General features: G+C 70.5%; 27 protein-coding genes. 6 read left to right on the plus strand and 21 right to left on the minus strand.

The features are described 5' to 3' along the window. Positions 1–14: 14 nt before the first annotated feature. The 4 genes from ctaD to A4W93_RS23885 form a co-directional block, all read right to left on the minus strand. A complete protein-coding gene (gene ctaD / locus A4W93_RS23870) occupies positions 15–1,652 on the minus strand; it encodes a cytochrome c oxidase subunit I (RefSeq protein WP_085752988.1) in 1,638 nt (545 codons plus the stop codon). A gap of 33 nt (positions 1,653–1,685) precedes the next feature. Continuing rightward, positions 1,686–2,864, minus strand: a complete 1,179-nt coding sequence (gene coxB / locus A4W93_RS23875; RefSeq protein ID WP_099960093.1) for a cytochrome c oxidase subunit II — start codon at positions 2,862–2,864, stop codon at positions 1,686–1,688. A gap of 23 nt (positions 2,865–2,887) precedes the next feature. Beyond that, entirely contained in the window at positions 2,888–3,385 is a 498-nt protein-coding gene (locus tag A4W93_RS23880; RefSeq protein WP_157782226.1) for a DUF2244 domain-containing protein, read from the minus strand. 244 nt (positions 3,386–3,629) lie between these two features. Then, positions 3,630–4,538 carry a class I SAM-dependent methyltransferase gene (locus tag A4W93_RS23885; RefSeq protein WP_237357614.1) on the minus strand — a complete coding sequence of 303 codons (909 nt, stop codon included), beginning with the start codon at positions 4,536–4,538 and terminating at the stop codon, positions 3,630–3,632. Positions 4,539–4,588: 50 nt separating this feature from the next. Here A4W93_RS23885 and A4W93_RS23890 point away from each other — a divergent pair, with 50 nt between their 5' ends. Together A4W93_RS23890 and trmL are read left to right on the plus strand one after the other, a co-directional pair. Then, a complete protein-coding gene (locus A4W93_RS23890; protein ID WP_085752991.1) occupies positions 4,589–5,275 on the plus strand; it encodes a ComF family protein in 687 nt (228 codons plus the stop codon). 30 nt (positions 5,276–5,305) lie between these two features. After that, a complete protein-coding gene (gene trmL / locus A4W93_RS23895) occupies positions 5,306–5,776 on the plus strand; it encodes a tRNA (uridine(34)/cytosine(34)/5-carboxymethylaminomethyluridine(34)-2'-O)-methyltransferase TrmL (protein WP_085752992.1) in 471 nt (156 codons plus the stop codon). A 44-nt stretch (positions 5,777–5,820) separates the two neighbouring features. On the opposite strand, the gene A4W93_RS23900 is transcribed toward trmL, so the two are convergent. The 5 genes from A4W93_RS23900 to A4W93_RS23920 form a co-directional block, all read right to left on the minus strand. Beyond that, entirely contained in the window at positions 5,821–6,792 is a 972-nt protein-coding gene (locus A4W93_RS23900; RefSeq protein WP_085752993.1) for a Bug family tripartite tricarboxylate transporter substrate binding protein, read from the minus strand. After that, positions 6,789–7,778 carry an NAD(P)H-dependent glycerol-3-phosphate dehydrogenase gene (locus A4W93_RS23905; protein WP_085752994.1) on the minus strand — a complete coding sequence of 330 codons (990 nt, stop codon included), beginning with the start codon at positions 7,776–7,778 and terminating at the stop codon, positions 6,789–6,791. Before A4W93_RS23905 ends, A4W93_RS23900 begins: the two co-directional genes overlap by 4 nt. Positions 7,779–7,797: 19 nt before the next feature. Then, positions 7,798–8,256 carry a protein-export chaperone SecB gene (secB, locus tag A4W93_RS23910; RefSeq protein ID WP_085752995.1) on the minus strand — a complete coding sequence of 153 codons (459 nt, stop codon included), beginning with the start codon at positions 8,254–8,256 and terminating at the stop codon, positions 7,798–7,800. 135 nt (positions 8,257–8,391) lie between these two features. Beyond that, positions 8,392–8,649, minus strand: coding sequence for a glutaredoxin 3 (gene grxC / locus A4W93_RS23915; protein ID WP_085752996.1), 258 nt, complete (start codon positions 8,647–8,649; stop codon positions 8,392–8,394). Positions 8,650–8,674: 25 nt separating this feature from the next. Beyond that, on the minus strand, positions 8,675–9,085 hold the full coding sequence (locus tag A4W93_RS23920; RefSeq protein WP_085752997.1) for a rhodanese-like domain-containing protein: 411 nt from the start codon (positions 9,083–9,085) through the stop codon (positions 8,675–8,677). A gap of 74 nt (positions 9,086–9,159) precedes the next feature. Between A4W93_RS23920 and gpmA the strand changes: the two genes are divergently transcribed. The 3 genes from gpmA (at position 9,160) to A4W93_RS23935 (ending at position 12,759) form a co-directional block, all read left to right on the plus strand. After that, positions 9,160–9,906 (plus strand): 2,3-diphosphoglycerate-dependent phosphoglycerate mutase, encoded by a 747-nt coding sequence (gene gpmA / locus A4W93_RS23925; RefSeq protein WP_085752998.1) that lies wholly within the window; start codon positions 9,160–9,162, stop codon positions 9,904–9,906. Positions 9,907–9,991: 85 nt separating this feature from the next. Further along, positions 9,992–11,665 carry an FAD-dependent oxidoreductase gene (locus tag A4W93_RS23930; protein ID WP_085752999.1) on the plus strand — a complete coding sequence of 558 codons (1,674 nt, stop codon included), beginning with the start codon at positions 9,992–9,994 and terminating at the stop codon, positions 11,663–11,665. 164 nt (positions 11,666–11,829) lie between these two features. Next, positions 11,830–12,759, plus strand: a complete 930-nt coding sequence (locus A4W93_RS23935) for an alpha/beta fold hydrolase (protein WP_085753000.1) — start codon at positions 11,830–11,832, stop codon at positions 12,757–12,759. 16 nt (positions 12,760–12,775) lie between these two features. On the opposite strand, the gene A4W93_RS23940 is transcribed toward A4W93_RS23935, so the two are convergent. From A4W93_RS23940 to A4W93_RS23950, 3 genes are all read right to left on the minus strand, one after another. After that, a complete protein-coding gene (locus tag A4W93_RS23940; protein WP_085753001.1) occupies positions 12,776–13,489 on the minus strand; it encodes an alpha/beta fold hydrolase in 714 nt (237 codons plus the stop codon). Positions 13,490–13,507: 18 nt separating this feature from the next. Further along, positions 13,508–14,128: a DUF1294 domain-containing protein gene (locus A4W93_RS23945; RefSeq protein WP_237357615.1), complete on the minus strand. Its 621-nt coding sequence runs from the start codon at positions 14,126–14,128 to the stop codon at positions 13,508–13,510. 139 nt (positions 14,129–14,267) lie between these two features. Then, positions 14,268–14,636, minus strand: coding sequence for a hypothetical protein (locus A4W93_RS23950; RefSeq protein WP_085753002.1), 369 nt, complete (start codon positions 14,634–14,636; stop codon positions 14,268–14,270). A gap of 159 nt (positions 14,637–14,795) precedes the next feature. On the opposite strand from A4W93_RS23950, the gene A4W93_RS23955 reads away from it, so the two are divergent. Continuing rightward, positions 14,796–16,637, plus strand: coding sequence for a hypothetical protein (locus A4W93_RS23955; protein ID WP_085753003.1), 1,842 nt, complete (start codon positions 14,796–14,798; stop codon positions 16,635–16,637). A gap of 26 nt (positions 16,638–16,663) precedes the next feature. Here A4W93_RS23955 and A4W93_RS23960 read toward each other — a convergent pair whose 3' ends face one another. The 9 genes from A4W93_RS23960 to A4W93_RS24000 all read right to left on the minus strand — a co-directional run bounded on the left by A4W93_RS23960 (position 16,664) and on the right by A4W93_RS24000 (position 24,431). Continuing rightward, a complete protein-coding gene (locus A4W93_RS23960) occupies positions 16,664–17,773 on the minus strand; it encodes an AraC family transcriptional regulator (RefSeq protein WP_085753004.1) in 1,110 nt (369 codons plus the stop codon). Then, the gene (locus A4W93_RS23965; protein ID WP_085753005.1) at positions 17,733–18,827 is read right to left on the minus strand and encodes a lipase secretion chaperone; all 1,095 of its coding nucleotides are present in this window, start codon (positions 18,825–18,827) and stop codon (positions 17,733–17,735) included. Before A4W93_RS23965 ends, A4W93_RS23960 begins: the two co-directional genes overlap by 41 nt. Positions 18,828–18,830: 3 nt before the next feature. Then, the gene (locus A4W93_RS23970) at positions 18,831–19,754 is read right to left on the minus strand and encodes a lipase family alpha/beta hydrolase (RefSeq protein ID WP_085753006.1); all 924 of its coding nucleotides are present in this window, start codon (positions 19,752–19,754) and stop codon (positions 18,831–18,833) included. 162 nt (positions 19,755–19,916) lie between these two features. Then, complete coding sequence (locus A4W93_RS23975; protein WP_237357616.1) at positions 19,917–20,666, minus strand: lysophospholipid acyltransferase family protein; 750 nt, start codon at positions 20,664–20,666, stop codon at positions 19,917–19,919. Continuing rightward, on the minus strand, positions 20,663–21,958 hold the full coding sequence (locus A4W93_RS23980; RefSeq protein ID WP_085753007.1) for a dihydroorotase: 1,296 nt from the start codon (positions 21,956–21,958) through the stop codon (positions 20,663–20,665). Before A4W93_RS23980 ends, A4W93_RS23975 begins: the two co-directional genes overlap by 4 nt. A gap of 16 nt (positions 21,959–21,974) precedes the next feature. Then, positions 21,975–22,937: an aspartate carbamoyltransferase catalytic subunit gene (locus tag A4W93_RS23985; RefSeq protein WP_085753008.1), complete on the minus strand. Its 963-nt coding sequence runs from the start codon at positions 22,935–22,937 to the stop codon at positions 21,975–21,977. Between the two features lie 5 nt (positions 22,938–22,942). After that, complete coding sequence (gene pyrR, locus A4W93_RS23990; protein ID WP_085753009.1) at positions 22,943–23,443, minus strand: bifunctional pyr operon transcriptional regulator/uracil phosphoribosyltransferase PyrR; 501 nt, start codon at positions 23,441–23,443, stop codon at positions 22,943–22,945. Continuing rightward, entirely contained in the window at positions 23,440–23,853 is a 414-nt protein-coding gene (gene ruvX, locus A4W93_RS23995) for a Holliday junction resolvase RuvX (protein WP_085753010.1), read from the minus strand. Before ruvX ends, pyrR begins: the two co-directional genes overlap by 4 nt. Then, positions 23,850–24,431, minus strand: coding sequence for a YqgE/AlgH family protein (locus A4W93_RS24000; protein WP_085753011.1), 582 nt, complete (start codon positions 24,429–24,431; stop codon positions 23,850–23,852). The genes ruvX and A4W93_RS24000 overlap by 4 nt, the downstream gene beginning before the upstream one ends. Between the last annotated feature and the right edge of the window lie 36 nt (positions 24,432–24,467).

Here is a 24,467-nt window from a genome sequence, read left to right on the forward strand (position 1 = left end):
TGTCCGGACCTCGATCAGCCGACGATCTTCGTGGCCGCCGCGTTCAGCTTCGGCGGGTTCTCGAAGGTGTGGAACGGCGCCGGCGACGGCACTTCCCACTCGAGGCCTTCCGCGCCGTCCCACGGACGCTGCGGTGCCGGCTCGCCCTTGCCGCGCATGCACGGCAGCACGACGAACAGGAAGAAGTACACCTGCATCAGGCCGAAGCCGAAGGCGCCGATGGTGGCGATCTCGTTGAAGTTCGCGAACTGCATCGGGTAGTCGGCATAGCGGCGCGGCATGCCGGCCAGACCCAGGAAGTGCATCGGGAAGAACGTGACGTTGAAGGTGATCAGCGAGCCCCAGAAGTGGAACTTGCCGCGCGCTTCGGAGTACATCACGCCGGTCCACTTGGGCATCCAGTAGTACACGCCGGCGAACATCGCGTACAGCGAGCCGGCCACCAGCACGTAGTGGAAGTGGGCCACGACGTAGTAGGTGTCCTGGAGCTGGATGTCGATGGGGGCCATCGACAGGATCAGGCCGGTGAAGCCACCCATCGTGAACACGAAGATGAAGCCGACCGCGAACAGCATCGGGGTCTCGAACGTCATGGAGCCACGCCACATGGTGGCGATCCAGTTGAACACCTTCACGCCCGTGGGCACGGAGATGAGCATCGTGGCGTACATGAAGAACAGCTGGCCGGTGACGGGCATGCCGGTGGCGTACATGTGGTGGGCCCACACGATGAACGACAGGATGGCGATGGACGCGGTGGCGTACACCATCGAGGTGTAGCCGAACAGGCGCTTGCGGGCGAAGGCCGGGATGATGTGGCTCACGATGCCGAACGCCGGCAGGATCATGATGTAGACCTCGGGGTGGCCGAAGAACCAGAAGATGTGCTGGTACATGATCGGGTCACCGCCGCCGGCGGGGTTGAAGAAGCTCGTGCCGAAGTGGCGGTCGGTGAGCGTCATCGTGATGGCGCCGGCCAGCACGGGCATCACGGCGATCAGCAGGTACGCGGTGATGAGCCAGGTCCAGCAGAACATCGGCATCTTCATCAGCGTCATGCCCGGGGCGCGCATGTTGAGGATGGTCACGATGATGTTGATCGAGCCCATGATCGAGCTGGCGCCGAGGATGTGCATCGCGAAGATGCCGGCGTCCATCGACGGGCCCATCTGCAGCGTCAGCGGCGCGTAGAGCGTCCAGCCGGCGGCGGGGGCGCCACCGGGCATGAAGAACGACGCCACGAGCATGATGGCCGCGGGGATCATCAGCCAGAAGCTGAAGTTGTTCATGCGGGCGAAGGCCATGTCGCTCGCGCCGATCTGCAGCGGCACCATCCAGTTCGCAAAGCCCACGAAGGCCGGCATGATGGCGCCGAACACCATGATCAGGCCGTGCATGGTGGTCAGCTGGTTGAACAGCTGCGGGTTCACGATCTGCAGGCCCGGCTGGAACAGCTCGGCGCGGATCAGCAGCGCGAGCACGCCGCCGATCATCAGCATCGTGAACGAGAACAGCAGGTACAGCGTGCCGATGTCCTTGTGGTTCGTGGCGAACATCCACCGGCGCCAGCCGTGCGGGTGGTCGTGTGCGTGATCGTCGTGACCGTGGGCGTCACCGGCAACGTGGCCATGGGGGTTGAGTACTGCACTCATGTGTCTTCCTTTTGGGCGCTGTTCGGTGACGGATTACTTGCGGAGGGCCGCAACTTCCTTCGGCTGCACGAGCTGGCCGGTCTTGTTGGACCAGGCGTTCTTCGTGTACGTGATCACGGCGGCGATGTCGGTGTCGCTCAGCTGCTTCCACGCCGGCATGCCCGGGGGGATGCCGTTCAGCACGGTGTTGATCTGCTTCGCATGGTCGGCGTCGAGCACGACCGGCGAACCGTCCAGCGCCTTGATGGGGCCGGCGCCCTTGCCGTTGGCCTGGTGGCAGGCCGCGCAGTTCGAGTACACCTTCTCGCCGCGGGCGATCAGGTCGGGCAGCGCCCACACCTTGTTCGGGTCGTCCGCCTTCGCGGCCAGTTCCTTCTTCTTGGCTTCCGTCCAGGCGGTGTAGTCGGCGGCGGACAGCACCTTCACGTGGATGGGCATGTACGCGTGTTCCTTGCCGCACAGCTCGGCGCACTGGCCGTAGAAGTCGCCGGTTTTGGTGGCGCGGAACCAGGTGTCGCGCACGAAGCCGGGGATGGCGTCCTGCTTGATGCCGAAGGCCGGGACCATGAACGCGTGGATCACGTCGTTCGCGGTGGTGATGATGCGGATCTTCTTGTCGACCGGCACCACGAGCGGGTTGTCGACCTTCAGCAGGTAGTCGTCCACCGGCGCGGGCTTGCCGCTGTCGGAGGCTTCGCGCTGGGCGGCGTCGAGCGTGGAGATGAAGGCGAGGCCTTCGCCTTCACCCTTCAGGTAGTCGTAGCCCCACTTCCACTGGTAGCCGGTGGCCTTGATGGTGAGGTCGGCGGCGCTGGTGTCCTTCATCGCGACCACGACCTTCGTGGCCGGCAGGGCCATCCCGATCACGATGACGAAGGGCACGATCGTCCAGATGATCTCGACGGTGGTGCTTTCGTGGAAGTTGGCCGACTTCGCACCCTTGGACCGGCGGTGCTTGAAGATCGAATAGAACATGACCCCGAAGACGCCGATGAAGATCACCGTGCAGATGATCAGCATGAAGCTGTGCAGCCACTGCTGGTCCGCGGCGATCTGGGTGACCGGCGGATGCAGATTGATCTGGTTCACGGCCGGGCCGCCCTTGAGGTCGTTCACCGCGAACGCCGCGGAGCTTCCCAGGGAGACGCAGAGCGCCAGACAGAGCTGACCAGCCTTGTGCCACGCGGGCCGCAGTGAGTTCATCGTCTTCATCATGGTCGTTCTAGTTTCCAAAATCACATCGATGCCGGCTTCGGCGTGGTGCCCTGGTGCCAGCGGCGCAGCGCCAAACGCAACTCCTCGGCCAGCTGGCGGCGCTGCTCCGGGGCGACGAACCGCCCCACCGCGATGCGCCGTCCCTGGCCCGACAACTCGATCAGGGACCGGTCGCCGGTTTCAGGTTCCACCCGGACCCACGCCGGCTGGAACTCGACCCGCTCGACGTGCGACCCGCTCGCGCGTTCCACGGTCAGGCGGTCCCCCCTCAACACAATGCATTCCCGGTCGAACGCGTGGCGGGCGAGCAGCCAGCCGATGCCTCCGACACCCATGAGCTGGACCCAGGCCAGCGGCATGACGACCTGGGCGCCGTGCGCCCAGAACACCGAGGCCACCGCGAGCGACACCGCGCACAGCGCGGCATAGGCCACCACCAGGCGGGGCACCCCGCGCGCCCGGTCCGCACCGGTGCGTTCGAGGACCCAGTCGACCGACCATTCCGAATCGCCGGCCATCCGCCCCGCCGACGACTCGCGGCCGAATTGGAAACCTTCCCGGTTTCCTTTCGGTGGCCACGCGCTGGTCGAAGTGGTAACGGACATGGTGCTGCTGCGGTCTAACGGGTCTGTAGGCCGACAGTTCACCGAAAGCGCGCCCAGCGCTTTCACGCTGAAAGTACCGACGCGCGCACGCCCAAGGCGAACCTGTGTCATTCAAGCCCACGAGTTTAACGCAGCGCGGGCAGGGGTATTGGGGGCGTTAATCCCGAGTGTCGCGCTTGCGTACCAGGGTACGCATTTCTTCGAGCGAAACCGTGGTTTCCGTGCTCGGTTTCCTCCGCGGGGGCACCTTGAAGGCGTGGCCGTAGGCCACTTCGACGCGCAGATGCAACCGTCCGTCGTTTCCCCGCAACCCGTTCAGTTCATCGACGAGGCGCTTCCGCCACCGGGGGGTGCGCAGGCCGGGGAACCGGTCGGGGGACGCGTTGCCGCCCAGGCCGCGCAGCTCCGCGAGCAGCGCCTCGGGGTCGGCCCAGCTCAGATGCAGGGTCTCCTGGTCCATCACCGGGTCGGCGAAACCGGCGTGCACCAGCATGTCGCCCAGGTCGTGCATGTCGACGAACTCGGCCATCGCCGGGGGCCAGCCCAGGCGGGCGTACAGGTCGCGCAGCTCGCGGAGGGTGTCCGGACCCAGGCACGAGAACATCACGAAGCCGTCGACCGCGAGCGCACGGTGCCAGCGGGCGATGGCCTGGGTGGGGTCGGCCGTGCCGTGCAGCATCATGTTGGCCCAGACGAGCTGCACGCCGCCCTCGGCAAGGTCGTCGGGACCGGCGACCTCGGGCTTCTGCGTGCGCGACCACGGCCACCGGCCCTTGGCCGTCGCCGCGCGGGCGCGTTCCCGCAGGGCCTCGGTGGGTTCGACCTGGATGCGGCGCGCCTCGGGGTAGGCCTTCGCCAGCAGCTCGGCCCCCGCACCCGCGAAGCTCCACCAGTCGGCGAGTGCCGTCGGGCGCAGCTTGATGATGTCGAGCCGGTCGGCCATGCGCCGCGCCACCTCCCCGTGCAGCCACGGGGCCGCGTCCGCCTTCGCGAGGCGGTTCAGGGCCGTCAGCACGCGCCTCAGGTCGAGGCGGCGTTTCGGCGTGGAATCGGGGGCGGTGCTCATCGGGGCGTCAGTATATTGACCGGGTGCTGTCCGCCTCGTTCGTCCGCCGAATGCCCTTGGCCCTGAACCTGGTGCCCAGCCTGTGCGCCGTGTGCCGCGGCTGGGGCCCGTCGCGGGTGTGCCCCGACTGCCTCGCCCGGTTCGCGGCTCCCGCCCCCCGCTGCTGCCGCTGCGCGCTGAGGGTGCCCGAGGGCACCAGCACCTGCGGAGCGTGCCTCGTGGCGCCCTCCCCACTCGATGGCGCCACGGCCGCGGTCGACTACGCGTTCCCGTGGGACCAGTTGCTGCTCGCATTCAAGTTCCACGCGGCCCTCGACCTGGCGCCGGCCCTCGCCGAACGGCTTCGCGCGGCGGCGCAGTCACCCGGGCAGGCCCCGCCCGACCTCGTGCTGCCCGCGCCCCAGAGCCCGGCCCGCCTGCGCGAACGCGGCTTCAACCAGGCCTGGGAACTCGCACGCCGCCTGGGCCTCGACGCCGACCCGCACACGCTGCTGCGCGTGCGGCACACGCCCCACCAGCTCGCGTTGCCCGAGGCGAGCCGGGCCGCGAACGTGCGCGGCGCGTTCGCGGTGGAGCCGTCACGCCGCCACCGGCTCGCGGGCCGGCACGTGGCCGTGGTGGACGACGTGATGACCACCGGGGCCACCGGCCGCGAGGTGGCGAAGGTGCTGCACGAGGCCGGTGCCGCCTCGGTGCGCTGGTGGGTGGTGGCACGCACGCCGCGCCCGTCCGACTGAACTCGCAGGCCGGGCACAATCGGCGCCACCATGTTCAACATCGTGCTCGTCCACCCCGAGATCCCGCCCAACACCGGCAACGTGATCCGCCTCGCGGCCAACACCGGCTGCGCCCTGCACCTGATCGAACCCCTCGGCTTCTCGATGGACGACCGCCTGCTGCGCCGCGCGGGCCTCGACTACCACGAGTACGCGCCGGTGCAGCGGCACGCCTCGTGGTCCGCCTTCCTCGAGACGGCCCGCCCCGCGCCCGATCGCCTCTTCGCGTTCACCACCCGCGGCAGCCGGCTGCTGCCCGAGTTCGGGTGGCAGGCGGGCGACTGGTTCGTGTTCGGCTCCGAGACGGCGGGGTTGCCCGCCGACCTGCGCGATGGGTTCCCGGAATCGCAGCGCGTGCGCCTGCCGATGCGCGCGGGGCAGCGCAGCCTCAACCTCAGCAATGCGGTGGCGGTGACGGTGTTCGACGCGTGGCGGCAGAACGGGTACGACGGCGGAGCGTAAAAGCCATGTCATCCCGGCGCAGGCCGGGATGGCCATCGTGAGTGCTATTCGGGCAACACACCCGCCACGCGGATCACCTTCGCCCACCGCTCGCGTTCGGTCACCATCAACCCGCGAAGGGCGTCAGGTGTCGTCCCCGCCGCCGTGAAGTACTGCCCCAGCAGCTTCGTGCGGAAGTCGTTGCCCTTGACGATGCGGATCACCTCGCGCGACATGCGCTCGATCATCGGCGCCGGCGTGCCCGCCGGCGCGAGCACCGCCTGCCACGAGATGGCCTCGAAGCCCGGATGCCCGAGTTCGGCCAGCGCCGGCAGGTCGGGCAGCGAGGCCACGCGGCCGAGGCTCGTGACGCCGAGGGCGCGCAGCTTGCCGGCCTTGACCTGTGCCATCGCGAGGCCCGGCACCATGAAGGCGGCCTGCACCTGGCCCGCGAGGATCGCGTTGACCACCTGAGGGAAGCCCGCGTAGGGCACGTGCACGAGTTCGAGCCCGGTGCGCGTGCGGAACCATTCCATCGCGAGGTGCGACGCACTGCCGTTGCCCACGCTGCCGTAGTTCCACGCGCCGCGCTTCTGCTTCGCGACACGAACTAAGTCGGCGAGGGTGTCGACGCCCAGCCGCGGGTCGACCACCAGCACATTGGGCGACGTGGCCACGAGCGACACCGGCGCGAGGTCGCGCACCGGGTCGTAGGGCAGGCGTTTCGACAGCAGCGGCGCGGTCACGAGCGGCCCCTGGATCGTGAAGAGCCACGTGAGGCCGTCGGGTGCGCTCTTGGCCACCACACCCGTGCCGATGTTGCCACCGGCGCCGGGCTTGTTGTCGACCACCACGGGCTGCCCGAGCGACTGCGCGAGCGGCTCGGCGAGCAGCCGCGCGACGATGTCGGGCGAACTGCCCGGCGGGAACGGCACGACGAGGCGCAACGGATGCGACGGCCACGCCTCGGCGCGGGCCGCCCACGGCACGCACAGCGCGCCGGCCCCGGCCAGCAGGTGGCGGCGGTTCACCGTCACCAGACTTCGCGCTGGGCTTCGCGCGACATCAGCGCGCGGATGGCCTGCTGCGGCGTGATGCGCGCCTCGAGCACATCCACCACCGCCTCGGTGATGGGCATGGGCACCGCCAGCGCCTTCGCGCGCTGCAGCACCGTGGCCGCGCACGCGACGCCCTCGGCCACGTGCCCCAGTTCCTGGAGGATGCGTGGCAGCGGCAGCCCCTGCGCGAGCAGCAGGCCCACCTTGCGGTTGCGCGACAGGTCACCGGTGGCGGTGAGCACCAGGTCGCCGAGGCCGCTCAGGCCCATGAAGGTTTCCGCGCGGGCGCCGAGGGCAAGGCCCAGCCGCGTGATCTCGGCGAGGCCGCGCGTGATGAGCGCCGCACGGGCGTTGAGCCCGAGCTGCATGCCGTCGGCGATGCCGGTGGCGATGGCGAGCACGTTCTTCACCGCGCCACCCACCTCCACGCCCACGGGGTCTTCCGACGCGTAGATGCGCAGGCGTTCGCCGTGCAGCACGTCGATGGCGAGCTGCGTGAGGGAGGCATCGGTGCTGGCGGCCACGAGGGCGGCCGGCTGGCCCCGGGCCACCTCGAGCGCGAAGCTGGGGCCGGACAGGATGCCCACCCGGGCGAGGTCGGGCCGCACCGCCTGAGCCACCTCGTGCCCGAGCCGGCCGGTCACGCCCTGGAAGCCCTTGCACAGCCACAGCACCCCCTGGCAGTCGGCGGGCAGCCGCTCCAGCGTGGCCTGCAGACCGGCCATGGGCGTGCCCACGATGATCAGGCCGTCGCGGGCATGGGCCACCGCCGCGTCGAAGTCGGCGGTGACGTCGAGCCCGTCGGGCAGCGCGATGCCGGGCAGGTAGCGCCCGTTCTCACGCGAGGCGGCGATCGTGGCCGCCTGGGCCGCATCGCGGGCCCACAGCAAGGTGGGGTGGCGCGGGGCCACGCTCACCGCGAGGGCGGTGCCCCAGGCACCGGCCCCGAGAACCGACACGTTCATCGATGAACGCCCCGGCCGATCAGTTGGCGCCGTTCGGGCCTGCGCCAGCCTGTTGCTGCTGCTGGGCTTCGTACATGGCCTGGAAGTTCACTTCCGACAGCAGCACCGGCGGGAAGCCGCCGCGCGTGCAGATGTCCGACACCACGGCGCGCAGGTACGGGTACACGATCTGCGGGCAGGCGATGCCCAGGATGGGCTGCAGCTGGTCCTGCGGGATGTTGCGGATCTCGAAGATGCCGGCCTGCTTGGCTTCCACCAGGAACAGGGTCTTGTCGTTGACGGTGGTGGTGACCGTGGCAGTGACGCTCACTTCGTACATGCCCTCGCCGACCGGCTCCACGCCGAGACCCAGGTTGATGTCCACGTGCGGCTGGGCCTGCTCGAGGAAGATCAGCGGCGAGTTCGGCTGCTCGAGGGACAGGTCCTTCAGGTACAGGCGCTGGATCTGGAACACGGGGGTCTGGTCTTGGTCTGCCATGGTCATCTCTCAATCACAAGAAAAAGCCCGCAACCGAGGGTTGCGGGCGGTGTGCCGCGGATTATGTCGCAGCGCCCGTGACATTCCGTGGGGACAGACCCCAACGTCGTCAGGCGTTCGGGCGGGGGACGGCCGTCAGGCGTTCAGCAGGGGCACGAGCCCACCGCGCTGGTCGAGCGCGATCAGGTCGTCGCAGCCGCCGACGTGGGTGTCGCCGATGAAGATCTGAGGCACCGTGCGGCGGCCGGTGATCTCCATCATCGTGGCGCGCTGGGAGGGATCGAGGTCGATGCGGACTTCGTCGATGGCATCGACCCCGCGCTGCTTCAGCAGGCTCTTCGCACGGATGCAGAAGGGACAAACCTGCGTCGTGTACATCTTGACTGCTTGCATCGTCGAACTTTCTTCGCTTTCCAGGTCAGGCGGTCTTTTCGACCGGCAGGTTGGCTTCACGCCAGGCGGCCAGGCCACCGGTGAGCGTGCGCGCGTTCTCGTAACCGAGTTTGCGAAGCATAACGACGGCCTTCGAGGCGTGTGCGCCGCGGTTGCACACCACCACGATGGGCAAGGACTTGTTCTTCGGCAGCGCCGTGCTCGTCTCGAGCGTGGCAAGCGGAATGTTCTTCGCGTTCATCACGTGGCCTGCGGCGTACTCGGCCGCGTCACGCACGTCGACCAGCACGGCCTTCTCGCGGTTGATCAGGTGGATGGCCTCGGCCGTGGTCACGCCACCGGCGGGGGCACCGCGGCGCAGCGTGGGCCAGGCGAGCAGGCCACCCGACACCAGGGCCACGGCAAAGAGGTACCACGTTTCCAGAAAGAATTTCACGACAGCGTCCGGGATTTGGAGACAAAGACGAATTATAGAATTCCGCCTCCACCGTCCAACCGATGCCCCCTGCCATGTACAAACTCGTGCTCATTCGCCACGGCGAATCGACCTGGAACCTCGAAAACCGCTTCACCGGCTGGACCGACGTCGAGCTGACCCCCACGGGCGTCGAACAGGCCAAGGAGGCCGGCCGGCTGCTGAAGGCCGAGGGCTACGAGTTCGACGTGGCCTACACGTCGGTGCTCAAGCGCGCCATCTGGACGCTGTGGCACACGCTCGACCAGATGGACCGCACCTGGCTGCCCGTCGTGCACAGCTGGCGCCTGAACGAGCGCCACTACGGCGGCCTGCAGGGCCTGAACAAGGCCGAGACGGCCAAGAAGTACGGCGACGAGCAGGTGCTCGTCTGGCGCCGCAGCTATGACACCCCGCCGCCGGAGCTCGACGCGAACGACGAGCGCAGCGAACGCAGCGACCCGCGCTACGCCAAGCTCAAGCCGGAAGACGTGCCCCTCACCGAATGCCTGAAGGACACCGTGGCCCGCGTGCTGCCGGTGTGGAACGAAAGCATCGGCCCGGCCATCAAGGCCGGCAAGCGCGTCGTGATCGCCGCGCACGGCAACAGCATCCGCGCCCTGGTCAAGTACCTCGACAACATCGCCGACGACGCCATCGTGGGCGTGAACATCCCGAACGGCATCCCGCTCGTCTACGAGCTGGACGCGAACCTGAAGCCCATCAAGAGCTACTACCTCGGCGACGAGGAAGCCGCGAAGGCCGCCGCGGCGGCGGTGGCGAACCAGGGCAAGAAGGGCTGACACCCCGCCGGGCCTTGGCCCAACGGGGGATGCGCGAGACACTCCGGTCAGTGCCCAATGCGGGCACGCCCCTCTCGGAGAAGCCATGTCCGCCGCCCCCGATCCCGCCTCCATCGCCCGCTTCGACCAGATGTTCCCGGCCCTCACCGAGGCCGAGATCGCCCGCGTGCGCCGCTTCGGCACGCCGCAACGCCACCCGGCGGGCACCCGGCTGCTGAGCGCCGGCGAGCCGGCGCCCGGGATGATGATCATCCTGTCCGGCCACGTGTCGATCAGCCAGCGCGACGGCCTCGGCCGCGTGCGCGGCATCGTGGACCATGCCCCGGGGCAGTTCATCGGCGAGGTGGGATCGCTCTCGGGCCGGCCCTCGCTCGTGGACGCCGTCACCACCGACGATGTGGACGTGCTGCTGGTGCCCCCCGAACAGCTGCGCGCACTGATCATCGCGGAGGCCTCGCTCGGCGAACGCCTCGTGCGGGCGCTGATCCTGCGGCGGGTCGCGCTGATCGAGTCGGGCGGCAGCGGCCCGGTGCTGCTGGGCCAGCCGGGTGCCGCGAACCTGCTGCGGCTGCGCAGCTTCCTGCAGCGCAACGGCGAGCCGCACCACGTCGTCGACGCGACGCTCGACACCGAGGCGGCCGCGCTGATGGCGCAGTACGGCGCCGACGAACACGCGGTGCTCGTGATCTGCCCGGATGGCGGCGTGCTGGTCGACCCCGACGAAACCGCGCTCGCGCGCTGCATCGGCATGGTCGACACGCACGAACACGACGAACTGTTCGACGTGGCGATCGTGGGCGCCGGCCCGGCCGGCCTGTCGACGGCCGTGTACGCCGCGTCCGAGGGCCTGCGCGTCGTCGTGCTCGACACCCGCGCCTACGGCGGCCAGGCCGGCGCCAGCTCGCGCATCGAGAACTACCTCGGTTTTCCCACCGGCATCTCGGGCCAGGCGCTCGCGGGCCGGGCCTACGTGCAGGCGCAGAAGTTCGGTGCCGAGATGATGATCCCGGCGCGCGTCACCTCGCTCGACTGCTCGCGCGACGACCCCGAGGGCGCGCTGCGGCTGCGCCTGGCCGACGGCCGCCGCCTGCGCACGCGCACCGTCGTGATCGCGAGCGGCGCGCGCTACCGCCGCCCGGCCGTGCCCCACCTCGCCGAGTACGAGGGCCGCGGCATCTGGTACTGGGTCTCGCCCGTCGAGGCCACGCCGTGCCGCAACGAGGTGGCCGCGCTCGTGGGCGGCGGCAACTCCGCGGGCCAGGCGGCCGTGATGCTGTCGCAGTACGCCGCGAAGGTGCACCTGCTCGTGCGCGGCCCCGGCCTCGCGGCGAGCATGTCGCGCTACCTGATCGACCGCATCGAGGCCACGCCCAACATCGAGCTGCGCCCGTTCACCGAACTCGTGGGCCTGCACGGCTGCGAGATGGGCCGCCTGCGCGCCGTCACGTGGCGCGACAGGCACCAGGACGCCGAGCAGCACGTGCCGCTGCGCCACCTGTTCCTGTTCACCGGCGCCGAGCCCGAGACCGCGTGGCTCGAGGGCTGCAACGTGCTGGTGGACGGCCACGGCTTCGTGCGCACCGGACCGGTCGCCTGCAACGACCTCAAGACCACGTCGCTCGAGACCAGCGTGCCCGGCGTCTTCGCGGTGGGCGACGTGCGCTCGGGGTCGGTCAAGCGCGTGGGCGGGGCCATCGGCGAGGGCGCCGCGGCGGTCGCGCAGATCCACCAGTTCCTCGCGGCGGGCGCCACGGCCTGAGCCGCCCGTTCGGGAGGGGAGAGCGGCCCCCCCGTCGAAAGTCCTGCCGCCGGCGTGACCAGCGAGAGTCGGCTGCGACGGCATCTCCGGCCACAGTGACCGGGTCATTCCCGCACGCCACATCCGTGGCCGTGCCGACCCGTCACTTTGCCGAAGGACCTCCCATGAAGACGCTCTTCCGCTGGCTCGCGGCCACCGCGCTCGCCACCACCCTCGCCGGCGCTGTCCACGCACAAGCCCTCACCTACCCGAAGGCGTTCACCTTCCGCGAGGTGGCCACCAACGGCACGACGATCCACGTGCGCCAGGCCGGCACCGGCCCGGCCGTGGTGCTGCTGCACGGCTACGGAGAAACCGGCGACATGTGGGTGCCGCTCGCCACCGAACTCGCACGCGACCACACCGTGGTGGTGCCCGACCTGCGCGGTCTCGGCCGCTCGGCCAAGCCCAAGGGCGGCTTCGACAAGATGAACCAGGCCGGCGACGTGGCCGGCGTGCTCGACGCGCTGAAGATCGAGCAGGCCGACGTGGTGGCCCATGACATCGGCAACATGGTGGCCTTCGCGTTCGCCGCGAAGTACCCGCAGCGCGTGGGCCGCCTCGTGGTCATCGACGCCCCGGTGCCCGGCGTGGGCCCGTGGGACGAGATCCTGAAGAACCCGCTGCTGTGGCACTTCCGCTTCGGCGGCCCCGACATGGAGCGCCTCGTGGCCGGCCGCGAGCGCATCTACCTCGACCGCTTCTGGAACGAGTTCTCCGCCACACCGGCCCGCTTCAGCGAACCGGCCCGCCAGCACTACGCGAAGCTCTACGCCCTGCCCGGCGCGATGCACTCGGGCTTCTCGCAGTTCGCCGCGTTCGACCAGGACGCCATCGACAACCGCGCCTGGCTCGCCGCCGGCAACCAGCTGAAGATGCCCGTGCTGGCGCTGGGCGGCGAAAAGTCCTTCGGCCTCGTGATGGCCGCCGTGATGCGCAACGCCGCCACCGACGTGCGCGAAGGGGTCGTGCCCGGCTCGGGCCACTGGATCATGGAAGAGAACCCGCAGGCGACGGTCGCGCTCGTGACCGGGTTCCTCGGCGAGAAGCGCTGAAGCGTCCGCGCCAGGGTCAGCGGCGCGCGTTCGCCGACGCCGATCCGGCGTCGCCCACGAACGCCGCCAGCACCTTGGCGCATTCCTCCGGCATCACCTGGAGCAGCGCGTGCGGCCCCGCCAGGCGGAGGACTTCCGTCGGCGGATGCCGCCGCACGATGAACCGGCCCGCCGACGCGGGCACCACGAGGTCCTCGTCGGCCTGCAGGTACAGCACCGGGCACACCACCTGGTTCAACCGCGGGGTGGCGTCGACGTCGACCACCGACCGCAGCCGGGCCCGCAGCACCGCCGCCGGCACGCGCTCCAGTGCCCTCGCCAACCCGGCACGCAGCGACGGGTTGTCGAAGCGGCCGTGCAGCACCCCCGCCATCAGCGGCAGCGGGACCTGTCCGAACGGCACGAACGGCAGCAGGGCCCGCAGGAGCCCGAGCAACGGCCGGGGGTTCCGCACGAAGGTGCAGCACAGGACGAGCCCGACGACCCGGCCGGGGTGTTTCGCCGCCAGCGAGACGGCCAGCGGACCGGAGAACGATTCGCCGAGCAGCACCAGCGGCCCCTGCGCCGGCAGCGCGGCCTCGGCGAGCGCCTCGAGCGCGTCGTAGCCCAGCGCGCGGTCGGCGGGGTAGGACAGCACCGTGACCCGCAGCTTCCCCGCGAGCGCCTCGAGCAGCGGGCCGAAGAGCGTGCCGGTGCCGTCCAGGCCGGGAAGCAGCACGAGCGTGGTCATGGCGGCGACGGCCTCACGTCACCCCGTCCTCGTGTTGAAGCAGAGCCACACGAACCCCGCGACGTTCACCACCACCGTGGCCCAGAACGCCGCGCGGAACGGCGCCTTCGACGACTTGTGCCGCAACAGCTGCTGCGCGAGGAGCGCGCCGGGCCATCCACCGGCCAGGCCGAGCAGCAGCAGCGTGCTTTCGGCCGTGCGCCAGCGCCCGGCCCGGGCCGCCGCCTTGTCGAACGCATACGCGAAGAAGCACACCACGCTCGCCACGGCATAGACGCCGGCCACCCACACCGGCACGCCCCAGGCCACCGCACAGGCGACCCAGACGCCGAGGAACACGGGCAGGGCCACCAGCGACGCGAGGGACCACCGCGGCGGCGCCGCGCGGCGCGCGACCCGCACCGACGGCGGGACACGGTCCACGCGCACCGCCACGTCCGTCGCGCGCTTCTGGCCACCGGGCCCGGTCTCCACCGCGAAGCTGACACGCTGCCCCGCATGCGGCCGCCCCGCGCGCCGCGCCATCGACTTGATGTGAAGGAAGATCTGCTGGCCGCCCTGATCCGGCGCGATGAAACCGAAGCCCCGTTCGTCGTTCCACGAGACGATCTCCCCCTCGAAACGGATGCGGCGGGTCATGCGCGGGCAGGCAGCGGCAGCGTCCCGGGTCGGACGAGCAAGGTGTTCATGGTCCCCTCCCTGGGGCGTCGTGTGGACACCGGCTTCGGTGGCCGGCGGGTGTGAGCGCGAGAGGATAGCAGCGGCCCGGCGTCCGGCGTCACTCGCGGCAGAACCCTTCCCCCGGCGCCACCACGAGGCACTCGGTCTTGTCCGCGAGCCACTTCATGCCGGTGCCTTCGCCGTTCGTCGCGCGCAGCACCTGCGGCTTGCCGTCGCGCTCGAAGCGGATGGTGTCGCCGTCGGCCGTGCCCTTGAACGAACGCGGGCCGTCGAGGTTGCTCAGCGTGAGGTCGTAGGTGCCGTGCGACCCGGCCACCTTCAGGAACGTGCCCTCGGGGCCGTTCCACTGCCCGACCCACGCGTCGGTGGGCACGGGGGTGTCGGTGCGGGCGTCCGGCGGTGCGGCACGTTCGCCGCACGCGGCCAGCGCGAGCACGCAGGCGAAACCGGCGATCTGGAATCTCATGGTCCGAGTGTAGGACGACCTTCATTCCTCAAGGCCAGCAGGGTTCCAGCGTCGCATGTCACCTCGGGGACACGGGTTGCACCCCGATGCGGGCCCGGGGACCCCGTGCATAGAGTGCCAACCACAACACGGTTTCGACCACCACGACAGGAGACACAGATGCCCCAGACCCGGAGCCCGCACCGGCTCGCCCTCGTCACGCCCGTGCTCGCCGCGGCCCTCGCCCTGGGCGCTTGCGGCGGCGGTGACGACGATGTCGCCACGCCGCCCCCGGCCCCCGAATTCACCATCGAGACCCACACGCTCGCGAGCGCCGCGAAACCCGCGCGCACGCCCGGCTCGCCCGGCGTCACCGTGCCCGCCGCACACAAGCTCGCGACGCAGTTCGGCGGCACGGCCGTCGACCTCAACCGCGTGCGCTACACCCGCTACGCGCTGACGGCCAACGCCGGCAAGCCGGTGGATGCGGTGCTGGTGGCGGTGCCAGGCACGCTCGCCGCGTCGCACAGCTACCTCGTGCTCGCCGAGAACCTCGTGCGCCGCATGTGGGCCGACCACGGCAAGGTGGTGGAGCTGTGGGGGGTGGACCGCCGCTCGGTGCAGCTGCAGGACATGGCCGGGCTGAACACCGCCGAACGCGAGCGCAACCCGCTGCTGGCGCTGAACTGGCTGTACGGCGGCGAACTGGGCCTGCCGCTCGACCCGAAGCTCACGCGGCGCGCCGTGTTCTACGACGGCACCGACGTGCCCTTCATGGCGAACTGGACGCCCCAGGTGCATTCGTTCGACATCGATGCCATCGTCGAACGCGCCCGCACCGTGGCGCGCAACCAGACCGTGTACCTCGGCGGGCATTCGGCCGGCACCGGCTTCGTCGCGCGCTACGCGGCCACCGACTTCGACCTGACCGGCGCGGGCCCCGCGAAGCCGGGCTACGGGAAACTCGCGGGCCTCGTGCTGTTCGAGGGCCCCGGCGGCGCGCTGGCCACCACCGCGCCCACGCCGGCCGACCTCGACGCCGTGATCGCCGCGGCCGACGGCGGTCTCTACGACAAGGTGGCCGCAGGCACCCTGCCCGCCTTCGTCACGCGCCCGGGCCTGACGCCGCGGGTCAACGCGTCCTCCGAGGTGTCGGGACTGCAGATCGACGTCGAAGGCACGATCAACGGCACGCAGGCGCTGCTGCAGGCCGACCAGGGCGGCACCGCCGGCAACAACGTCTACAACAAGGTCGCCGACTTCAACAAGCGCGCGTTCCCGGTCACGGCCGGTGCCGCGCTCGGCACCTTCATGGACGACGACAACGTGGCGCGCACCGAGTTCTATTCGGTGTCGATCGGCATCCTCGGCGACGCCCGCACCGACGGCACGCGCGTCTGGCTCGACAACGACGCGGCCCTGCCCGCCACCGCCTTCCGCGACTTCGGCCCGATGCCCGCAACCGTCAGCCTCGCCACGCCCCCGTGGGGCAAGGAGGTCGAACCCACGAACCTGAAACGCTTCTCGCGGGCCTTCTTCCTCGGCGACTCGACGTACAGCGACTGGTACTACCCGAGCACCGGCCTGCTGATCGGCAACGCCACCGCGGCCGCGGGCGGCGGCGCGAACCTCGGCCTCGACACCAGCGCCCTCTCGAAGCCCGTCGCCCAGGGCGGGCGCGGCCGCGCGGACATCGTGAACCAGACGCAGGCCCGCCTGATCGACATCCCGGTGATCGCCTTCGGCGGCACGAACGGCCTCACGCCGGTGCCCGGCATCTGGCGCGGCTTCGCCGAGGCCATCGCACCGTGCGCCGCGCCCAGCTGCACCGCGGGCACCGCGCGCACGCCGGCCGGCCAGGCCACGCTCGTGGCCAACCGCACCTTCGGCGGGGTCGCCGGCGGCTTCGAGGTCTTCATGAGCGAGGGCTACACCCACGTGGACGTGCTGACGGCCAACGACGACGCGACCAACAACGTCGTGCGGCCGCTGGCCGCGTTCATGCTGCGCAACCTGCGCTGAACGGAGGGAGCGGACAGGCGGGGCGTTCAGCGCCCCGTCTGCTCCCGCCGCCACTGCCCCGGCGACATGTCGGTCCAGCGCTTGAACGCATGCTGGAACGCGGACTGGTTCGCGAAACCGAGCGCGAGTGCGATCTCGGTGAGGTTGAGGTGCGCCTCCGCGAGGTACTGCTTGGCCTTGCGCTCGCGCACGCCGTCGAGCAGCGCGCGGAAGGTGAGGCCGCGCTCCTCGAGCCTCGCCTGCAGCGTGCGCGGGGCCATGTCGAGGTCGGCCGCCAGCGCGTCGAGCGTGAGCGAGCCGCTGCCGAGGCGTTCGCGCACGCGCCGGCGCAGCACCACCAGCAGGCCGGCGGCGTCGCCGCTCAGGCGCTCCAGTTCGAGCGCCACCTGCGCCCGCAACGCCGCGTTGGCGGCGGGGTCGTGCTGGCGCACCGGCAGCGCGAGGTATGAGGCCTGACCCTGCATCAGGTTGGCGGATTGACCGAAGCGCACCTGCCCGCCGAAGCAGCGTTCGTAGGCCGACACGTCCGCGGGCGCCGGCCCCTCGAAGCAGGCGTCGAACGGCAGCGAGGGCTCGCCCGTGAACCAGCGCGAGCGCCAGGCCCACGTGCCCATCAGCAGGTGCGCCAGCGCGGTGGAATGCGTGCCCGCGGCCGACACGAGGCGCAGCTGGAAGTGGTGGTCGTCCACGTGGGGGCGCACCTCGTAGACGTTGGTGAACAGCCGCTGGTAGCGCACGAGCAGGTTGCCCACCTCGGAGATGGACGGGCTCGTCATCAGCGCGAAGCCGAGCACACCGCCGTCCCACGGCTGCACGTGCTCGGACGCCTTGATCGCCAGGTCGGGATCGCGCAGGTGGCGCTGGGCCACGTCGATCACCGCGTGGAAGTCGTCGAGCGGAAAGGTCTCGCCGGGTGCGGCCTGCTCGACCCGGTGCACCAGGTCGGCCGCGTACAGCGACGCCGGATTCACGCCCTGCAGCCGCAGGTACGCGAACACCGCGCGGCTGTAGCCGATGTGCACGTCGGGCCGGGGCGCCGCGGGTCGTTCGGCCGACGGCAGCACCCGAAGCACCGGTTGCCGCGCGGGCGCGCGGTCAGCCGGGGACGGACAGGCGAGAGGCAGAGGTTGCGTCACGGGCGCCGGAATCCTGGATGCGTTCGATCGTCTCGATGCGAAGCCGCTCGGTGGCCGAGAACGCCTCGCTGCGCAGTGCGTCGACCCGCTCGCGGCGCGTGCTGTCGGCGAGGCTCACGTCGCCGAGGAGCACCGCGCGCTGCCGCAGGTAGTCCGCGACGCGATGATTCCACGCCTCGGTCTGCCGGTCCAGCGTTTCCAGGCGCTCCGCGGCCTCCGAACCCACCAGGGTTTCGCGCAATTGACGCAGGTCCGATGCAGTGCCAGACCGCTGTTTCAGGTCCTCGGTCAGCGTGCCGAGTGTCTCCACCACCTCCACCACGTCCTGCTCCGAACGCATGGACTCGGGCAGCCCCGCGCGCAGCGCCGCCACGCGCCGAGCCTTCTCCTGCGGCGACAGCGACGTGTCCTTCATGATCGCGAGCCGGCCGAGGCTGTAGGTGTCGTAGGTGTCCTCGTCGCCGAAGAAGGCCTTCACCACGGCGGGGTCGAAGTGGCGGTCGCGCGCCGCGCGCACCGACACCACGCGCGCGCGCATGTCCTCGAGCGACACGGGGCGCGTGTCGCGCAGCCGCGCGTCGAGGTCGTCCTTGTACGCCACGTAGCGGTCGAACAGCGCGAGCACCTGCGCCGCGGCGCGGGGCCCGACGTGCCGCGCGGCGAACGCCGCGACCCGCGCCCGCTGCTGCGCCGCCGGCTCCTCGCCGGTGGCCGACAGGAAGTAGTCGAACACGTTGCGCACGCCGCGGGTGAGCTTGAGGTTGCCCTGAGCATCTTCCTCGAGCTCGCCGCTGACCTCGGTGCCTCGCAGCGAGGCCGGCAAGGCTTCCACGCCGGTCTGGAACACCGCGGACGTCGCCGTGGTGCCGCGCACCACGGGAGCCGGCGAGACCGGGGCGGCGTCCGCCACCGGGGCGGACGCCAGCGCCCGAGGCGCGCCGGCGATGTCGTCGGCATGCACCCACCACGCCAGCGCGACCCCGATCGCCACGCTGCCGAACACGAGCCCCGCCCAGCGCGCGGAACGCGGCTTGTGAACGACGATGGCGCCCATGCCTCAGAGGCCCGCGTTCTTGAGGCGGTTGGCGTGCTGGCGGTACAGCGCGACGGGGTCGACGCGGCCGGTGACGCCGAAGAAGTGGTTGATGGTGTCGAGGTGGTTCAGCGCGTAGTCGCTGCGGATCACCTGGCCGAGGTGGCTGTCGCACTGGCCCACGAGGCCGTCGTTCGGCTGGCCCTTGAACGCGAGCGCGGTGCCGGCGAGCGGGTAGTCGCTGATGTCGAGGCCGCTCGTGATCAGGCCCGTGCCGCTCCACGAGTAGTAGCGCACGCCGTTGACCACGGCCGCGCCCTGGCCGCAGCGCGTGGTGGGCACGCCCTGCGGGAAGTTGCGGTTGAAATTGGCCGCGCCGCTTGTGGTCAGCGAGGTCAGCACCGCGTTGCCGTCGGCCGGCAGGCCGGGGCTGCCCGAGAACAGGTCGATCAGCTGGCCGAGGCCGCCGATGACCGCGTTGAGCACGACGTTCGTGAACGAGCCGCCCGGGGCCACGCCCGCGATGATGTCGGCCACCGGCGAGCCGCCCGTGGTGCCGCTGACCGACGTGGCCGACGCCACCTGGTTCGGGATCACGGCCGCCGCGTAGCGCACGGACTGGTTGCCCTGGCTGTGGCCGATCAGGTTGACCTTCTTCGCGCCGGTCACGGCGAGGATGGTCTGGATCTGCTGCACGAGCTGCTCGCCGCGCACTTCCGACGAGTTCACCGCCGACACCTTGGTGGTGTAGACCTTCGCGCCGTTCGACTTCAGGTCGCCGGTGATGCCGTACCAGTAGTCGATGCCGACAGCGGTGTCCCAGCCCATCAGGCCGTGGGCCAGCACGATGGGGTACTGCGTGGCCGCGTACGTGCCGGCGGCGTGAACGGGCGCGGACAGCGAGACGAGGGCGGCGGCGGCGAGGAGGCCGGAGAGGTGGCGTTTCATGCGGGGGTATCTCCTGGGGTTCTGATGATGTCCCCCACGGACGACGCCGCAAGGGACGCCGATGGTGTCACCGGCCCCCTCCCCCGTCTTGCCTGTTCGCGCCGATGTTGTGCTCGGACGCGTAGGCCTAGGGCAAATCCCGAGCGGCCTCGGGAGAACGTCCTACAGGCCGAGCGCCGCGGCGATGTCGCCGCGCACGAGCTCGCTCACTTCGCGTCGGTCCAGGCCCTCGACGGGCCGCACCGGCAGCCGCTTCACCGTCACGGTGAGCCCGCGGGCGCACACGATGGCCCACAGCGACTCGATCAGGTTCATGTCGCCGATGTAGGCCGCCGCCGCGCTGACGGGCGACGTGTCGTCGGAGAAGCGCAGCGCGATGGGCTGCACCGGCGTGTGCGTGACGACGGCCGCCTGCAGCAGGTTCGCGTGGAACGGCAGCAGGCCGTGGCCGTCGCTGGTGGTGCCCTCGGGGAACATCGCGATCACGTCACCCTGCTGCAGCGCCTCGGCCACCTGGTGCACCACGCGCATCGCGTCGCGCTTGCGCTCGCGTTCGATGAACAGCGTGCCGCCGCAGGCCACCATCCAGCCGATCAGCGGCCAGCGGCGGATGTCGGCCTTCGACACGAACCGCGCGGGCTGCGCGGCGTCGATGGCGAGGATGTCGAGCCACGACACGTGGTTCGCGGCCAGCAGCACCGGCCCGCGGTGCGGCACGCCCTCGAAGACGAGGCGCAGGCCCAGCGCGGCGAGCATGTGGCGGCAGAACACGCCCACGTGCCACATGCGCCGGTGCGACACGAGGAACGGGAACACGAACGCGCACGTGAGCAGGCCGCGCACCACCATGCCGAGGCAGCACACGAGCCGCCAGACGGCGAGCGGCAGCCCGACCCGCGCGGGCGCGGTCACTTGGCCTCGTAGGCCACGTGGCCGGCGACGAGCGTGGCGCGTACGCGGCCCGGCAGTTCGAGCCCCGCGAACGGCGAGTGTTTGCCCTGGCTGCGGAACGCGCGCGGCTCGACCGTCCAGCGCGCGGACGGATCGAACAGGCACAGGTCGGCCATGCCGCCCTCGACGAGGCGGCCCGCGCTCGATTGCAGCGACCCGAGCGCGTCGCCGAGCACCTTCACCGGTGCGCAGGTCACCGTGGCCAGCGCCTTCGACAGGCCCGCGCCACTCTCCTCACCCCACTTGAGCGCGAGGCTCAGCAGCAGCTCGAGGCCGGTGGCGCCGGGTTCGGCTTCGGCGAACGGCAGGTTCTTCGCGTCCTCGTCGACCGGCGTGTGGTCGCTCACCAGCGCATCGATCGTGCCGTCGGCCAGGCCGGCGCGGATGGCGTCTCGGTCGCGCTGCTGGCGCAGCGGCGGGGTGAGGCGCATCGCGGCGTTGAAGTAGCCGATGTCCATGTCGATCAGGTGCAGGTGGTTCACGCTGACGTCGCAGGTGACCGGCAGGCCCTCGGCCTTCGCGCGGCGCACGAGGTCGATGCCGGCGGCACTGCTCAGGCGGCACAGGTGCACGCGCGCGTTCGTCACGCGCACGAGTTCGAAGATGGTGTGCAGCGCGATGGTCTCGGCCACCACCGGCACGCCGGACAGGCCCAGCCGCGTGGCGAGCGCGCCGCTGGCGGCCACGCCCTTGCCGAGGTGGGCGTCCTGCGGGCGCAGCCACACGGTGTAGCCGAAGGTCGATGCGTACTGCAGCGCGCGCTGCAGCACCAGCGTGTCGGCGAGTGGCGCCTCGGCCTGCGAGAAGCCCACGCAGCCGGCCTCGGTCAGCTCGGCCATCTCGGTCAGCACCTCGCCGGCCAGGCCGCGCGTGAGCGTGCCCAGCGGGTACAGGTGCGCCTGGTTCAGGTTGCGGGCGCGGAACTTCAGCATCTCGACGAGGCCGGGCTCGTCGAGCGGCGGGTCGGTGTCGGGCGGGCACACGAGGCTCGTGACCCCGCCGGCCACGGCGGCGGCCATCTCGCTCTCGAGCATGCCCTCGTGCTCGTGGCCCGGCTCGCGCAGGCGCGCGGCGAGGTCGACGAGGCCGGGGGCCACCACGAGGCCGGAAGCGTCGAGGGTGCGGTTCGGGTGGAAGTCGGGGTTCACCGCGCCGAGCGCGACCACGCGGCCGGCGGCGATGGCCACGTCGCCGGGTTCGTCGCGGCCGGTGGCGGGGTCGACCAGGCGGCCGTTCTTGATGAGGATCTTCATGGTCTGCTGTTGTTCCTCAGGCGTTGTTCCCGGCGATGGTGGACATCACCGCCATGCGCACCGCGATGCCGAAGGTGACCTGCGGCAGGATCACGCTCTGGGTGCCGTCGGCGACGGCCGAGTCGATCTCGACGCCGCGGTTGATGGGGCCCGGGTGCATCACGATGGCGTCGGGCTTGGCGAGCGCGAGCTTCTCGGGCGTGAGGCCGTAGTTCTTGAAGAACTCGCCGGCGCTCGGCAGCATCGCGCCGCTCATGCGTTCGTTCTGCAGGCGCAGCATGATGATCACGTCGGCGCCGCGGATGCCCTCGGCCATGTCGTGGCACACGCGCACGCCCATGTCCTTCAAGTCGCCCGGCACCAGCGTCTTCGGGCCCACCGCGCGGATCTCGGGCACGCCCAGCGTGGTCAGCGCGTGGATGTCGGAGCGGGCCACGCGCGAGTGCACGATGTCGCCCACGATGGCCACGGTGAGCTTCGTGAAGTCCTGCTTGTAGTGCCGGATGGTGTACATGTCGAGCAGCGCCTGCGTGGGGTGCGCGTGGCGGCCGTCGCCGGCGTTCACCACGTGCACGTGCGGGGCGCAGTGCTTCGCGATCAGGTACGGCGCGCCGCTTTCGCTGTGGCGCACCACGAACATGTCGGCGTGCATGGCCGACAGGTTCGCGATGGTGTCGAGCAGGCTCTCGCCCTTCGCGGCCGACGAGCGGGCGATGTCGAGGTTGATCACGTCGGCGCTCAGGCGCTTGGCCGCGATCTCGAACGTGGTGCGCGTGCGCGTGCTGTTCTCGAAGAACAGGTTGAACACGCTCTTGCCCCGCAGCAGCGGCACCTTCTTGACCTCGCGGTCGTTCACGCTGAGGAACGTGCCCGCGGTGTCGAGGATGTGGTGGATCACCGCCCGCGGCAGTCCCTCGATGGACAGCAGGTGGATGAGTTCGCCGTGCGAGTTGAGTTGCGGATTGCGTTGTTGCAACATCGTGATCAGTCGCTTTCCTTGATGTCGAAGCTGAAGCGGCCGGCGTCGTCGCGCGCGAGGCGCAGGCGGTCGTCGGGGGCCAGCGCGATGCGGGCGGCGGTGAAGGCCGCCTCGATGGGCAGCTCGCGGCCGCCCCGGTCCACCAGCACCGCGAGCGTCACGCTCGCCGGGCGGCCGAAGTCGAAGAGTTCGTTGATGACGGCCCGCGTGGTGCGGCCCGTGTAGAGCACGTCGTCGATCAGCAGGATGGCCCGGCCGTCCACCTCGAAGGGCAGCTTCGTGGGATCGGCGTTGCTCATGCCGCGCTGGGAGAAGTCGTCGCGGTGCAGCGCGCTGGAGATCACGCCGTGTTCGCCGGCGAGGCCCAGGTCGCGCTGCAGGCGTTCGGCGAGCCACGCGCCGCCCGACCACACGCCCACCAGGGCGGTGTTGGGTTTCACCAGGGGCTTCACGCCCGCCAGCAGGGCGGTGTACAGCGATTCGGCGTCGAGCTGGTTGACGGTCATGGCGTGTCTCTCAGAAATTGCTCCAGGATGATGGCGGCGGAGGCGGCGTCCACGTCCGAGGCGCCCGCGGCATGGGCCTCGGTGGTGGAGTAGCGCTCGTCGACCTCGTGCACCGGCAGGCCGAAGCGGCCATGCAGCTGCCGGCCGAACCGCCGGGCGCGGTGGGTATTGTCGTGCGGCGCGCCGTCCGGGTGAACCGGCACGCCGATCACCAGGGCGGCCGGCTGCCATTCGGCGATCAGGTCGGCGATGGCCTTGAACCGGGCGTCACCTTCGGCCGCGATGGTGCGCAGCGGCGTGGCGCTGCGGGTCAGCGTGTTGCCGCTGGCCACCCCCACCCGCTTGGTGCCGAAATCGAATGCCAGGAACGAACGGATCGCGGTCGCCGGGGTGGACGACGCAGCGCTCATGCGTGCCCCGCCTCCTGGCTCAGCATCCGCGGATCGATGCCCAGCAGGGACAAGGCCTTGTCGTAGCGCTGCTCGACCGGGGTCTCGAAGATGACCGCGGGTTCAGCGTCGACGTTGAGCCAGCCGTTGCGGCCGATCTCTTCCTCCAGCTGCCCGGCGCTCCAGCCGCTGTAGCCCAGCGTCACGAGGATGCGCTTGGGGCCGGCGCCGTTGGAGAGCGCCTCCAGCACGTCCTTGCTGGTGGTCATCTCGAGGCCGCCGGGAATCTGCAGCGACGAGTTGTAGTGGCCGCCGTCGCCGTCCCCGCCGTCGAGCCGGTCGTGCAGCACGAAGCCGCGTTCGGTCTGGACGGGGCCACCGAAGTACACCGGCGTCTCGGCCAGGTCCTCCCGGTCGAGGGTGAGCTCCACCTTCTCGAACAGGTTCTTCAGCTTGATGTCGATCGGCTTGTTGATGACCAGCCCGAGCGCACCCTTCTCGGTGTGCTCGCACAGGTAGACCACGGCCCCGGCGAAGGTTTCGTCGGCCATCCCGGGCATCGCGATCAGGAACTGGTTGGTCAGGTTGATGGCAGACATGCCCTGATTTTATGCCTGAGGCAAACTGGGGGCTCT

Source organism: Piscinibacter gummiphilus, assembly GCF_002116905.1.
Taxonomy (GTDB): domain Bacteria; phylum Pseudomonadota; class Gammaproteobacteria; order Burkholderiales; family Burkholderiaceae_C; genus Rhizobacter; species Rhizobacter gummiphilus.

What these genes read in the sequence shown, in the direction of transcription:
- ctaD (WP_085752988.1), bottom strand. Translation starts at nt 1,652, where the DNA reads ATGAGTGCAGTACTCAACCCCCATGGCCACGTTGCCGGTGACGCCCAC.
- coxB (WP_099960093.1), bottom strand. Translation starts at nt 2,864, where the DNA reads ATGAAGACGATGAACTCACTGCGGCCCGCGTGGCACAAGGCTGGTCAG.
- A4W93_RS23880 (WP_157782226.1), bottom strand. Translation starts at nt 3,385, where the DNA reads ATGGCCGGCGATTCGGAATGGTCGGTCGACTGGGTCCTCGAACGCACC.
- A4W93_RS23885 (WP_237357614.1), bottom strand. Translation starts at nt 4,538, where the DNA reads ATGAGCACCGCCCCCGATTCCACGCCGAAACGCCGCCTCGACCTGAGG.
- A4W93_RS23890 (WP_085752991.1), top strand. Translation starts at nt 4,589, where the DNA reads ATGCCCTTGGCCCTGAACCTGGTGCCCAGCCTGTGCGCCGTGTGCCGC.
- trmL (WP_085752992.1), top strand. Translation starts at nt 5,306, where the DNA reads ATGTTCAACATCGTGCTCGTCCACCCCGAGATCCCGCCCAACACCGGC.
- A4W93_RS23905 (WP_085752994.1), bottom strand. Translation starts at nt 7,778, where the DNA reads ATGAACGTGTCGGTTCTCGGGGCCGGTGCCTGGGGCACCGCCCTCGCG.
- secB (WP_085752995.1), bottom strand. Translation starts at nt 8,256, where the DNA reads ATGGCAGACCAAGACCAGACCCCCGTGTTCCAGATCCAGCGCCTGTAC.
- grxC (WP_085752996.1), bottom strand. Translation starts at nt 8,649, where the DNA reads ATGCAAGCAGTCAAGATGTACACGACGCAGGTTTGTCCCTTCTGCATC.
- gpmA (WP_085752998.1), top strand. Translation starts at nt 9,160, where the DNA reads ATGTACAAACTCGTGCTCATTCGCCACGGCGAATCGACCTGGAACCTC.
- A4W93_RS23930 (WP_085752999.1), top strand. Translation starts at nt 9,992, where the DNA reads ATGTCCGCCGCCCCCGATCCCGCCTCCATCGCCCGCTTCGACCAGATG.
- A4W93_RS23935 (WP_085753000.1), top strand. Translation starts at nt 11,830, where the DNA reads ATGAAGACGCTCTTCCGCTGGCTCGCGGCCACCGCGCTCGCCACCACC.
- A4W93_RS23940 (WP_085753001.1), bottom strand. Translation starts at nt 13,489, where the DNA reads ATGACCACGCTCGTGCTGCTTCCCGGCCTGGACGGCACCGGCACGCTC.
- A4W93_RS23945 (WP_237357615.1), bottom strand. Translation starts at nt 14,128, where the DNA reads ATGACCCGCCGCATCCGTTTCGAGGGGGAGATCGTCTCGTGGAACGAC.
- A4W93_RS23950 (WP_085753002.1), bottom strand. Translation starts at nt 14,636, where the DNA reads ATGAGATTCCAGATCGCCGGTTTCGCCTGCGTGCTCGCGCTGGCCGCG.
- A4W93_RS23955 (WP_085753003.1), top strand. Translation starts at nt 14,796, where the DNA reads ATGCCCCAGACCCGGAGCCCGCACCGGCTCGCCCTCGTCACGCCCGTG.
- A4W93_RS23965 (WP_085753005.1), bottom strand. Translation starts at nt 18,827, where the DNA reads ATGGGCGCCATCGTCGTTCACAAGCCGCGTTCCGCGCGCTGGGCGGGG.
- A4W93_RS23970 (WP_085753006.1), bottom strand. Translation starts at nt 19,754, where the DNA reads ATGAAACGCCACCTCTCCGGCCTCCTCGCCGCCGCCGCCCTCGTCTCG.
- A4W93_RS23980 (WP_085753007.1), bottom strand. Translation starts at nt 21,958, where the DNA reads ATGAAGATCCTCATCAAGAACGGCCGCCTGGTCGACCCCGCCACCGGC.
- A4W93_RS23985 (WP_085753008.1), bottom strand. Translation starts at nt 22,937, where the DNA reads ATGTTGCAACAACGCAATCCGCAACTCAACTCGCACGGCGAACTCATC.
- pyrR (WP_085753009.1), bottom strand. Translation starts at nt 23,443, where the DNA reads ATGACCGTCAACCAGCTCGACGCCGAATCGCTGTACACCGCCCTGCTG.
- ruvX (WP_085753010.1), bottom strand. Translation starts at nt 23,853, where the DNA reads ATGAGCGCTGCGTCGTCCACCCCGGCGACCGCGATCCGTTCGTTCCTG.
- A4W93_RS24000 (WP_085753011.1), bottom strand. Translation starts at nt 24,431, where the DNA reads ATGTCTGCCATCAACCTGACCAACCAGTTCCTGATCGCGATGCCCGGG.